Source organism: Ralstonia sp. RL (assembly GCF_001683835.1).
Taxonomy (GTDB): domain Bacteria; phylum Pseudomonadota; class Gammaproteobacteria; order Burkholderiales; family Burkholderiaceae; genus Ralstonia; species Ralstonia mannitolilytica.
Window position 1 is genome coordinate 1 of the sequence record NZ_LWRX01000224.1, and the last position, 10,264, is coordinate 10,264.

The following is a 10,264-nucleotide window of genomic DNA, read 5'->3' on the forward strand; positions in this document are numbered from 1 at the left end:
TGTCTTGCCAAAGAAAGTAAGCAAAGAAAGGCGCGCCCGAGATGGCGAAGGATTCCTTGGACTTATGCCGCAGAGAGGGGAACGGAAAAACACGCTGCGCCCAGACAGCTTCCCTTCCCTCTCTGCAACAGAAACTCAAGGCGCCATCTAGGGCATCCACGGCCAAACCCGTCTGGACGCCAGCGCTGGTGGCAAACAGTTTCCGGGGGTCTCTGAGCGGCCTACGCGGCGGGCTCGACCACTTGCCCTAGCCTTGCCGCGAACTCGCGTAGCGCGGGGGCCAGTTCGTCGCGGATGCGCTCTGCATCGGCAGACGTGTATGGCGCGCTGCAACTCACGACATACGGCTCGCGCTGGCTGGGCGCGAAGAACGCGACTGCGCATGCGTGGATGGCGGGATGCCAGTCGCGCAGCGATACGGCGTAGCCGTTGCGTACGCCGGCTTTGACTGCATCGTCTGCGGCGGCACCTTCTGCCGCCCATTGCGCGGGCTGCTGCGTGCGCAACGCTTCGTACAAGCGCTCACGCCGCGCGGCGGGCAACGAAGCCAGATACGCCCGTCCCATCGAACTCGACAGCAGCGACAGCCGTGAACCCACGCCCAGGCCTGCCGAACCGCTCATCGATGGGCTGTCGTGGCGGATGGTTTCCAGATAGACCATGTCCAGCCGGTCGCGCTTGCCGAGCGAAATCGACACGCCGTGCTTGTGCGCAAATGCGCTCATGTGCGGACGCGCGAGTTGAATCACGTCGCTGGACGCGAGATAGGCAAAGCCCAGCGCGAGGACGCCGGCGTCCAGCCCGTACTTGCCGAGCGTCTCGTCATAGCGAAGATAGCCGAGCGAGACGAGCGTGCCCGCCAACCGGCTTACCGTGGCCTTCGGAAAACCCGTGCGGCGCACGAACTCCTGGTTGCCGAGCAGCGTGTCGCCAGGGCGGAAAGCCCGCAGCAGTTCCAGCCCGCGGGCGAGTGCGGTGACAAAGTTCGGATCGGCTTCGCGGCTGGTCTCGAATTCGGAATCAGGGTCGGGGAGGCGCGTCGTGCTCATTCGGAGAAAGGCCTGGAAATCGTCTTCGGTTGCGCTATCATAGCCCTGAATTTCGAAACTGTGTTCCGTACATCGGAACAACACATGACTCGGAGACTACCGCCGTGACTGCTCGCAACGCCTTCAACTGGGCCGATCCGCTGCTGCTCGACCAACAACTGACCGACGACGAGCGCATGGTGCGCGATGCCGCTGCGTCGTACTGCCAGGACAAGCTGGTGCCGCGCGTGCTGGAGTCGTTCCGGCATGAGAAGACCGATGCGTCGATCTTCCGCGAGATGGGCGAGCTCGGGTTGCTGGGCCCGACGATTCCCGAGCAGTACGGCGGCCCGGGGCTGAACTACGTCAGCTACGGCCTGATCGCGCGCGAGGTGGAACGCGTGGATTCCGGCTACCGCTCGATGATGAGCGTGCAGTCGTCGCTGGTGATGGTGCCGATCTTCGAATTCGGCAGCGAAGCGCAGAAGCAGAAGTACCTGCCCAAGCTGGCCAAGGGCGAGTGGATCGGCTGCTTCGGGCTCACTGAGCCGAACCACGGCTCCGACCCGGCGTCGATGGTGACGCGCGCAAGGAAGGTCGACGGCGGCTATTCGCTGTCGGGCGCCAAGATGTGGATCACCAACTCGCCCATCGCCGACGTGTTCGTCGTGTGGGCCAAGCTGCCGAACGACAATGGTGAAGACGAAATCCGCGGCTTCATTCTGGAGAAGGGCTGGAAGGGTCTGAGCGCCCCCGCCATCCACGGCAAGGTCGGCCTGCGCACGTCCATCACGGGCGAGATCGTGCTCGACGAAGTGTTCGTGCCGGAAGAGAACCTGATGCCGGGCGCGCGCGGCCTGAAGGGTCCGTTCACGTGCCTGAACTCGGCGCGCTACGGCATTGCCTGGGGAGCGCTGGGCGCGGCGGAGTCGTGCTGGCACATCGCGCGCCAGTACGTGCTGGACCGCAAGCAGTTCGGCCGTCCGCTCGCGGCGAACCAACTCATCCAGAAGAAGCTCGCCGACATGCAGACCGAGATCACGCTCGGCCTGCAGGGCTGTCTGCGTCTGGGCCGCATGAAGGACGAAGGCACCGCGTCGGTGGAGATCACCTCGATCATGAAGCGCAATTCGTGCGGCAAGGCACTCGACATTGCCCGCATGGCGCGCGACATGCTCGGCGGCAACGGCATCTCGGACGAATTCGGCGTGATCCGCCACGTGGTCAACCTCGAGGTCGTGAACACCTACGAAGGCACGCACGACATCCACGCGCTGATCCTCGGCCGCGCCCAGACCGGCATCCAGGCATTCTTCTGATTTCACGCGCTTTGCATTTCCCGCGGGGGTGATGCACACTTGTGCACCACCCGCCATACCGCCTTGCGGCATGTCTCGCCCGTCCTGGGCACCGTGGTTCTCCTCTCCCGCGATATACACATTCGCAAATGATCGGGATACGCGCGGCTACATGAAACCGCCGCTGGCACGCGTCTATGCTTCGCTCCAAGTGCCAGCGGATCGTTCGGCAGGCACGTCCCTCACACCGATAAAACCTGCGCGCGGTCCACACGCAGATCGCAGCGCGACGCGACTCAACCCATCGCGAGACAACGGTCTGGAGAATGTCCGCGCGCGCACGCAGGCACCCGGGTCGATATTCAAAACCAGAACAGGGCACCCTACGCAGGTTGACAGAGATCGACCCGCGCGGAGTCCTGCCAGGAGACAACCCACCATGGCTGAACAGTCCATTCCGTCGGTGACGGAACTCAACGCCGCCGGCTTGACTGACGCGACCAACGTCGCGCAGATCGATCGCTTTTTCCAGATTTCTGCACGCGGCAGCACCCAGAAGCGCGAGGTCGTGGCCGGCGTCACAACGTTCATGGCGATGGTGTATGCCGTCTTCGTCGTGCCGGGCATGCTCGGCAAAGCCGGCTTCGATACCAGCGCGGTGTTCGTTGCCGTGTGCCTGACCACCGCCTTCGGGTCGCTGCTGATGGGCCTGTGGGCCAGGCTGCCGATCGCCATCGGCTGCGCGATCTCGCTCACGGCGTTCATGGCATTCGGGCTCGTGCTGGGGCAGAAGCTCTCGCCGGAAGTGGCGCTGGGCGCGGTGTTCCTGATGGGCGTGGTCTTTACCGCCATCTCGGCCACCGGCGTGCGTTCGTGGATCCTGCGCAACCTGCCCTCGGGCGTGGCGCACGGCACGGGCATCGGCATCGGGCTGTTCCTGCTGCTGATCGCGTCGAACGACGTGGGGCTGGTGATCAAGAACGCCGGCCCGGGGCTGCCCGTCCAACTCGGCCACATCACCGCCTTCCCCGTGATGATGTCGGTGCTGGGCCTGGCCGCCATCTTCGGCATGGAGCGCCGCCGCGTGCCGGGCGGCATCCTGATCGTCATCATCGCCATCTCGGCGCTCGGCCTCGTCTTTGACCCGGCCGTCAAGTTCACGGGGGTGTTCGCCCTGCCCTCGCTGAGTGCGCCCGGCCATGCTTCGTTGATCGGCGCGATGGACATCCGCGGTGCGCTCTCCACGGCCGTGCTGCCGAGCGTGCTCGCCCTGGTGATGACCGCCGTGTTCGACGCCACGGGCACGATCCGCGCCGTGGCAGGCCAGGCGGGCCTGCTTAATGACAAGGGCCACATCGTCAACGGTGGGCGCGCCCTGACGGCCGATTCGGTCAGTTCGATCTTCTCGGCATTCTTCGGCGGTGCGCCGGCGGCGGCGTACATCGAATCGACGGTCGGTGTGGCTGCCGGCGGCAAGACCGGGCTGACGGCCGTGGTGGTCGGCGTGCTGTTCCTCGCGGTGATGTTCTTCTCGCCGCTGGCGGGTCTGGTGCCGTCGTATGCGACGGCGCCGGCGCTGATGTACGTCGGCCTGCTGATGCTCTCGAGCGTGAGCAAGCTGCACATGGACGACATGGTGGACGCGCTGGCGGGCCTGGTCTGCGCCGTGTTCATCGTGCTGACGTGCAACATCGTCACCGGCATCATGCTCGGCTTCTGCACGCTGGTGATCGGCCGCGTGGTGGCCGGCGAATGGCGCAAGCTGAACATCGGCACCGTCGGCATCGCCGTAGCCCTGGCGGCGTTCTATGCCGGCGGCTGGGCGATCTGATCGCGCACAACGTCTCTTCACAAAGGCAAACCGGCCAGACCCGCGAGGGCTGGCCGGTTTTTGTTTTGCCAGGAAACCAGCTCGGGGCCGGCTCCCAACGCAAAAAACGCCCGGCACAAAGGCCGGGCGGCAATCACACTACCAAGGAGACGGTTACTTGTTGGGCTGCGGCGTCAGGCGCAGATACGGGCGCAACGCCTTGTAGCCCTTCGGAAATTTCTGCTTGATGACGTCTTCGTCCTTGAGCGATGGCACGATGACGACGTCGTCGCCTTCCTGCCAGTTGCCCGGCGTCGCCACGCTGTGATGGTCGGTCAGCTGCAGCGAGTCAATCACGCGCAGCACCTCGTTGAAGTTGCGTCCCGTCGATGCAGGATACGTAATGATCAGCCGCACCTTCTTGTTCGGGTCGATCACGAACAGCGAGCGCACCGTAAAGGTCTCGCTCGCGTTCGGGTGGATCATGTCGTACAGCTGCGAGACCTTGCGATCCGCATCGGCGATGATCGGGAAGTTGACGCTGGTGTTCTGCGTCTCGTTGATGTCGTTGATCCAGCCCTTGTGAGACTCCACAGAATCCACCGACAGCGCGATCACCTTGACATTGCGTTTGGCAAATTCGTCCTTGAGCTTGGCGGTCAGGCCGAGCTCCGTGGTGCACACCGGCGTGTAGTCGGCCGGATGTGAAAACAGCACGCCCCAGCTGTCGCCCAGCCACTCGTGAAACTTGATGCGGCCTTCGCTCGAATCCTGCTCGAAATCAGGGGCGATATCGCCCAAACGTAGAGACATCGTGTCCTCCATGCACACATTGGGAACCACTATAGCCAGATTGCCATCCAACCAAAACGACTATAAATTCACAACAACATCACTTTTTGTCATTAGGCGCGGCATTTGCTGGCGAAAAGGTGGAAGGCGCGCGCACATTGCCGGACAATCGCCAAAGGCTTGATCCACCGCAGTGTGCGCGAGTGGGGCGCTTGAAGTTTCGCGACACCCACACATATCCTAGCGAATATGCGCGTCGACATATTGCCGATCGACTCCCTCAATACCAAGGACCCGACCATGACGAACACTTCCCCCAACCTGGCCGATTCCGTCAATAAGGAGAAACTGATGACCGACGTGAAGACCGTACTGTCCGACGCCGAAGCGCTGCTCAAGCAAGCTGCCTCCACCAGCGGCGAAAAAGCCGCCGAGCTGCGCGAGCGCGGCATGGGCCTGCTGCGCCAGGCCAAGGAAAAGGCGCAAGACCTGCAGGATGCCGTGGTCACCAAGAGCAAGGCCGCCGCGCGCGCCACCGACGACTACGTCCATGACCACCCGTGGCAGGCGGTGGGGGTCGCTGCCGGCGTAGGCCTGCTGATCGGCCTGCTGCTCAATCGCAAGTAATCCGCTGCACCCTGTCTGGCCGATGGCGCGCCGCTGGATCGCGCCATCGGCCAGTCGCATTCTGGGGCTCCATCCCGGGCATGGGGCGTGCTGCGCTGGCAGCAGCACCATCCGCCCGCACTTCTCCCGACACACCTTCATGACCGACGACACCAGTCCAAAGCTGCTTGCTTCCTTGAAGACACTGGCCGGCACGGTCGTTTCGATGCTGCAGACGCGGCTCGAACTGGCGAGCGTCGAACTGGCTGAAGAAAAAGAACGGCTGCTCGGCACGGCCTTTCTCGGCATGCTGGCCGTCAGCCTGATCGCGCTGTGCATCATGACGCTGACGGCGCTGGTCGTCATCCTGTGCTGGGATACCTACCGCTGGCAGTCGCTGGCCATCATGGCCGCGCTCTATGGGCTTGGCGCGGCGGCGTGCCTGTGGAAGGTGCGCGCGCTCCTGCACCACGCGCCCCCGCTGTTCGAGGCCACCTTGGCCGAACTCGACAAAGACCGGGAGATTCTGCGCCGATGACCGATCCGACCCAACCATCGCCGTCCACCGGCGCGGCCTCCCACCCGGAATCCGACTCAGCGCAAAACGCGCGGCACCACGTGCGCCCGTCCCGTCGCGGCGTCGAAGCCCGGCTGCCGCTGGCGGTGCGCAAGGAGTTGCTGCTCACGCGCGCCGCGCTGGAGCGTTACGACTACATGCATGCCCGCAACGACCTGCACCGCGCCACCCGCCGCACGTTCAGCCTGGGTGGCCTGGGCGCGCTGCTGCCGAGCCTGATTCGCCCGCTGGCCAGACCCAACAGCCTGATGCGCACGCTGGGCATTGCGCGGGAATACCCGCTGGTCGGCACGGTGCTGTCGCTCGCCTATGCAGGGCTGCGGCGCACCGTCATTGGGCGCGCCACCCGAAAACTCGGCAAGCTCGGCCTGGTCGCGGGTGCCGCGTGGTGGGGCTATCAGAAGTGGCGTGAATCGCACGGCGACGGAGGGCAGCACGCCGACGCGCCAGCCGCGGCATCCGGCGCGGACGCCGACGACATCATCCCCGGCAGCACGTCCTGAGGCTGGCGGACGCTCAAAAGAAAGGCCGGCTGATGCCGGCCTTTGTCGTAGGGAGGCTCGATGTCAGTCAGTGCAGCGGAATCGGGTGACGCAGGCGTTCCAGCCGACGCGCCATGCTTTGGCGCAGAGCCGAGAGGCGATGGACCTGCGTAACGGGTGCCCCGGCTGAAACCGTATCGGCCGCTGCCGGTTGCGCTGCCGCACCCGTGCCATGCGCCGGGTGTCTGCGGCCATGCCACATGAGCACACCGCTAGCCGTCCAGCCGATCACAAAGAGCGTATCTCCAACATGCTTGAGAGATTCGGCGGACGTGCCCGCGTGGAAGATGGCGGCAAGCATGTCCGGCGGCAGTTCAGCGCAAACCCACAAGAAAATTGCCGGAGCCGATGCAAACACTCCGGGCTGCCACCATGGGTGAGCCACTTGCATCTTGTCGGTCTCCATGGCGCCCTCCGTCGCTTCTTTTAGTGATGCTTCGATCCTATGCGCGCCCTGCGAAAATGGCGAGCCGCCGGCGGCTGAATGCGATGTCGGATTCGTCCGACAGCCCGCGGGGGCGAGACGGGTTGCCTCCGACCTTCGGACTAGGGATCGGTCCGCATCGGCTGTCAAGCGCTTGGCGGCGCGGTCGCCGCAGGGGGCGGGGCGCATACGCGATGTGGATTTCGGCGCAGGCTTGCCACACCCGCTCATATGCATAATGCATGAAAGCGGTGCATTGATGCCGTACCGTACGCAACACACTCGTCCTCCATGATGCTGGCCGCCACCCAACTCCAACGATGCGATACACGCACCGGTGCCACGCTCCTGCAGCCCGCCACGCTGGTCGTCCGCCCGGGCGACCGGATTGCCCTGACGGGGCCGTCGGGCGCAGGCAAGAGCGTCTTGCTGCGAGCGCTGGCACTGCTCGACCCGATCGACGGCGGGGCGGTGACATGGCACGGCCAGCCCATCCGCGCACAGGCCATCCCCGCGTACCGTTGCCACGTGGCGTATGTGCGCCAGCGCCCTGCCCTGCTGCCCGGTACGGTGGAGGACAACCTGCGCATGCCGTATCAACTGCACGTGCGGCGACACGGCAGCGGGTTCGATCGCGATGCCGCCATCGCCCTGCTGGCGCGGGCCGAGCGCGATGCCGGTTTCCTCGACAAATCCGCCAGCGAGCTTTCGGGCGGCGAGGCGCAGATCGCTGCGCTGGTCCGCACGCTGCAGACCGGGCCGACCGTCCTGCTGCTCGATGAACCGACCGCGGCACTGGACCCGGCTTCAGCGCGTGCGGTCGAAGCGCTTCTGCAGCATTGGTTTGCACGCGCGCCCGAACGGCACGCCTGGGTGTGGATCACGCACGACCCGGCGCAGGCGACACGGATCGGGCATCTGCACTGGCGTGTCGAGGCAGGCCGCCTGAACACGGAAGCGGCATCATGAACGACCAGTATCTCAGCCTTTCAGCGTGGCAGGTGGCGATTGCAGCCACGCTGATCCTCGTGAATGGCGGGCTCTCGGTGGCGCTCGGGCTCGGCCTCGAGCGGCGCCTGGCATGGGCCGCGGTGCGGACCGTGGTGCAGTTGCTGGCGGTCGGATTCGTGCTCGACTGGGTATTCGCTCATGCGCATTGGGCCGTGGTGCTCGGCATCGTGGCCGCCATGACGCTGATTGCGGGCCACGCGACGGGCGGCCGCGGCACGCGCGGGTATGCGGGGCTGCGGCTTGACGGCACGCTGTCGGTGCTCGGCAGCGCCTGGCTGATCGGCGCGATCGGGCTGCTGGCCGTGCTGCACGCGCAGCCGTGGTACGCGCCGCAGTACGCCATCCCGATCATGGGGATGATTCTCGGCAACACGTTGACCGGCGTGGGGCTTGCGCTGGAACGCGTGACGGGCGAGCTGATCGCCACCCGCGACCAGGTCGAAACGGTGCTTGCGCTGGGCGGCACGCGCTGGGAGGCGGCGCGCAACGCGGCACGCACCGCCGTACGCGCCGGGATGACGCCCATCATCAACCAGATGACGGTGGTGGGCGTGGTGAGCCTGCCCGGCATGATGACGGGCCAGGTGCTGGCAGGCCAATCGCCGCTCGAGGCCGTGCGCTACCAGATCGTCATCATGTTTCTGCTGGCGGCCGCCTCAGGGTTGGGGACCGTGGCGGCCGTGCTGCTGGCGTATCGCCGGCTGTTCAGCCGCCAGCATCAGTTGCTGACCAGCCGTATCACACAGCGTGGAGCGGCCCGATAGCATGCCGATTTCCTTGTCCTGCGGCCTGGTGCTGCTCAACGAAGACGCCGAAGTGCTGCTCGCCCACGCCACCGAAACGCGCCACTGGGACATCCCAAAGGGCGCGCCCGACCCCGGCGAGGCCCACCGCGACACCGCCTTGCGCGAGACACGCGAAGAAACCGGGCTGGTGCTCGATCGCTACACGCTCATCGAATTGGGCCGCTTCCCGTATCGGCGCGACAAGGAGCTTCACCTCTTCGCCACGCGCCTGCGCCGCGCCGACGTCGCGCTCGATTCGCTGACGTGCACCTCGATGTTCAACAGCTACCGCACCGGCAAGCTGATTCCCGAAATGGACGCCTACCGGTGGGCCAGCGCAGACGACGTCCCGCAATACGCGAGCCAGTCGCTGGCGAAGCTGTTTGCGCAGACGCTGACGCTGGCCAGCATCGATGCGCGTCTGCGCGAGGCAGGGCTTTAAACGGGGACGTCTCCCTCGATGGTCGTGCGATGCAGCGTGCGGCGATACGCGTCCGGGCAACCCGGCGCGAAATGGATCGTGGAGCGGTTGTCCCAGAACAGCATGTCGCCCGCGCGCCACTGGTGCGCGTAGACGTTGTCCGAGCGCACGCTGTGAGCAAAGAGCTGCTCCAGCACGCTGGTGCTTTCGTCTTCCGGCAAGCCGAGAATGTGCGAAGTGAAGCCTTCGTTGACGAAGAGCGCGCGCTTGCCGGTTTCCGGATGCGTGCGTACGACGGGGTGGTCGACCGGCGGCACGGCGTCGCGCTGTGCCTGCGTGAGCGGCGGTCGCCACGTCGACAGTGCACGCAGCCGCTCGTAGCGGTACACGTACGAATGCACCGCACGCCGGCCCTCGATCACGCGCTTGAGTTCGGCTGGCAGCGTTTCGTATGCGCGCACCATGTTGGCGAAGAGCGTGTCGCCGCCCTCCTGTGGCAGCTCGCGCATCAGCAACAGCGAACCCAGGCTCGGCAGCGGCTTGTACGAGAGATCGGAATGCCAGTCTCGCCCCGCATCGCCCAGGCCGATAGGCTTGCCGTTCTCCACCACGTTGGACACGACAAGGATCTCCGGATGCCCGGCCAGATGGAACTGGTTGAGCACGTGCACCTGCAGCGGGCCGAAGCGACGGCTGAACGAGACCTGCGCGTAGGGCGTGAGGTGCACGTCGCGAAACACCAGCAGCCCGTCATGGGCGAGCCACGCCTGCCTGATGGCCGCGATATCGGCGTCGGATAAACCGGCAACGTCGCCCAGGCCAAGGACTTCCGCACCCAGCGGCGCATCGGCCAGGCGGCGGATGTGAAAGCGGGCGGTGTGGACGGCGGGCGCCTCGGGCGCAACGGCAACAGCGGCGGACATGGTCAAAGCGCGAGAACAGGGGCGGCAATGGAGAGACCTCACATTAC

General features: G+C 65.5%; 12 protein-coding genes. 8 read left to right on the plus strand and 4 right to left on the minus strand.

All coding sequences use genetic code 11. The features are described 5' to 3' along the window. Positions 1-221: 221 nt before the first annotated feature. Positions 222-1,049, minus strand: coding sequence for an IclR family transcriptional regulator (locus A6M56_RS20290; protein ID WP_102080917.1), 828 nt, complete (start codon positions 1,047-1,049; stop codon positions 222-224). Between the two features lie 104 nt (positions 1,050-1,153). Between A6M56_RS20290 and A6M56_RS20295 the strand changes: the two genes are divergently transcribed. Beyond that, positions 1,154-2,347 carry an acyl-CoA dehydrogenase gene (locus tag A6M56_RS20295; protein WP_045786277.1) on the plus strand — a complete coding sequence of 398 codons (1,194 nt, stop codon included), beginning with the start codon at positions 1,154-1,156 and terminating at the stop codon, positions 2,345-2,347. A gap of 418 nt (positions 2,348-2,765) precedes the next feature. Beyond that, complete coding sequence (locus tag A6M56_RS20300; RefSeq protein WP_045786276.1) at positions 2,766-4,157, plus strand: NCS2 family permease; 1,392 nt, start codon at positions 2,766-2,768, stop codon at positions 4,155-4,157. Positions 4,158-4,310: 153 nt separating this feature from the next. On the opposite strand, the gene A6M56_RS20305 is transcribed toward A6M56_RS20300, so the two are convergent. After that, positions 4,311-4,949, minus strand: coding sequence for a peroxiredoxin (locus A6M56_RS20305; RefSeq protein WP_102080983.1), 639 nt, complete (start codon positions 4,947-4,949; stop codon positions 4,311-4,313). 279 nt (positions 4,950-5,228) lie between these two features. Between A6M56_RS20305 and A6M56_RS20310 the strand changes: the two genes are divergently transcribed. From A6M56_RS20310 to A6M56_RS20320, 3 genes are all read left to right on the plus strand, one after another. Further along, positions 5,229-5,555, plus strand: coding sequence for an ElaB/YgaM/YqjD family protein (locus A6M56_RS20310; protein WP_180964289.1), 327 nt, complete (start codon positions 5,229-5,231; stop codon positions 5,553-5,555). 139 nt (positions 5,556-5,694) lie between these two features. Beyond that, on the plus strand, positions 5,695-6,072 hold the full coding sequence (locus A6M56_RS20315; RefSeq protein ID WP_045786275.1) for a phage holin family protein: 378 nt from the start codon (positions 5,695-5,697) through the stop codon (positions 6,070-6,072). Further along, on the plus strand, positions 6,069-6,614 hold the full coding sequence (locus A6M56_RS20320) for a DUF3318 domain-containing protein (protein ID WP_045786274.1): 546 nt from the start codon (positions 6,069-6,071) through the stop codon (positions 6,612-6,614). The genes A6M56_RS20315 and A6M56_RS20320 overlap by 4 nt, the downstream gene beginning before the upstream one ends. A 67-nt stretch (positions 6,615-6,681) precedes the next feature. On the opposite strand, the gene A6M56_RS20325 is transcribed toward A6M56_RS20320, so the two are convergent. Beyond that, entirely contained in the window at positions 6,682-7,059 is a 378-nt protein-coding gene (locus A6M56_RS20325) for a hypothetical protein (protein WP_102080916.1), read from the minus strand. 312 nt (positions 7,060-7,371) lie between these two features. Between A6M56_RS20325 and A6M56_RS20330 the strand changes: the two genes are divergently transcribed. The 3 genes from A6M56_RS20330 to A6M56_RS20340 are packed head-to-tail and all read left to right on the plus strand — an operon-like array spanning position 7,372 to position 9,315. Next, entirely contained in the window at positions 7,372-8,046 is a 675-nt protein-coding gene (locus A6M56_RS20330) for an ABC transporter ATP-binding protein (protein WP_045787809.1), read from the plus strand. Beyond that, positions 8,043-8,852 (plus strand): ABC transporter permease, encoded by an 810-nt coding sequence (locus A6M56_RS20335; protein WP_045786272.1) that lies wholly within the window; start codon positions 8,043-8,045, stop codon positions 8,850-8,852. Before A6M56_RS20330 ends, A6M56_RS20335 begins: the two co-directional genes overlap by 4 nt. A 1-nt stretch (position 8,853) precedes the next feature. Further along, on the plus strand, positions 8,854-9,315 hold the full coding sequence (locus A6M56_RS20340; RefSeq protein WP_045786271.1) for an NUDIX domain-containing protein: 462 nt from the start codon (positions 8,854-8,856) through the stop codon (positions 9,313-9,315). On the opposite strand, the gene A6M56_RS20345 is transcribed toward A6M56_RS20340, so the two are convergent. Continuing rightward, positions 9,312-10,217: a TauD/TfdA dioxygenase family protein gene (locus A6M56_RS20345; RefSeq protein ID WP_102080915.1), complete on the minus strand. Its 906-nt coding sequence runs from the start codon at positions 10,215-10,217 to the stop codon at positions 9,312-9,314. The two genes, A6M56_RS20340 and A6M56_RS20345, sit on opposite strands and share 4 nt — an antisense overlap. Positions 10,218-10,264: the final 47 nt, after the last annotated feature.

Coding starts and splice junctions, on each gene's coding strand:
- A6M56_RS20300 (WP_045786276.1), top strand. CDS start 2,766: ATGGCTGAACAGTCCATTCCGTCGGTGACGGAACTCAACGCCGCCGGC.
- A6M56_RS20335 (WP_045786272.1), top strand. CDS start 8,043: ATGAACGACCAGTATCTCAGCCTTTCAGCGTGGCAGGTGGCGATTGCA.
- A6M56_RS20345 (WP_102080915.1), bottom strand. CDS start 10,217: ATGTCCGCCGCTGTTGCCGTTGCGCCCGAGGCGCCCGCCGTCCACACC.
- A6M56_RS20325 (WP_102080916.1), bottom strand. CDS start 7,059: ATGGAGACCGACAAGATGCAAGTGGCTCACCCATGGTGGCAGCCCGGA.
- A6M56_RS20315 (WP_045786275.1), top strand. CDS start 5,695: ATGACCGACGACACCAGTCCAAAGCTGCTTGCTTCCTTGAAGACACTG.
- A6M56_RS20310 (WP_180964289.1), top strand. CDS start 5,229: ATGACGAACACTTCCCCCAACCTGGCCGATTCCGTCAATAAGGAGAAA.
- A6M56_RS20330 (WP_045787809.1), top strand. CDS start 7,372: ATGCTGGCCGCCACCCAACTCCAACGATGCGATACACGCACCGGTGCC.
- A6M56_RS20320 (WP_045786274.1), top strand. CDS start 6,069: ATGACCGATCCGACCCAACCATCGCCGTCCACCGGCGCGGCCTCCCAC.
- A6M56_RS20290 (WP_102080917.1), bottom strand. CDS start 1,049: ATGAGCACGACGCGCCTCCCCGACCCTGATTCCGAATTCGAGACCAGC.
- A6M56_RS20340 (WP_045786271.1), top strand. CDS start 8,854: ATGCCGATTTCCTTGTCCTGCGGCCTGGTGCTGCTCAACGAAGACGCC.
- A6M56_RS20305 (WP_102080983.1), bottom strand. CDS start 4,949: ATGTCTCTACGTTTGGGCGATATCGCCCCTGATTTCGAGCAGGATTCG.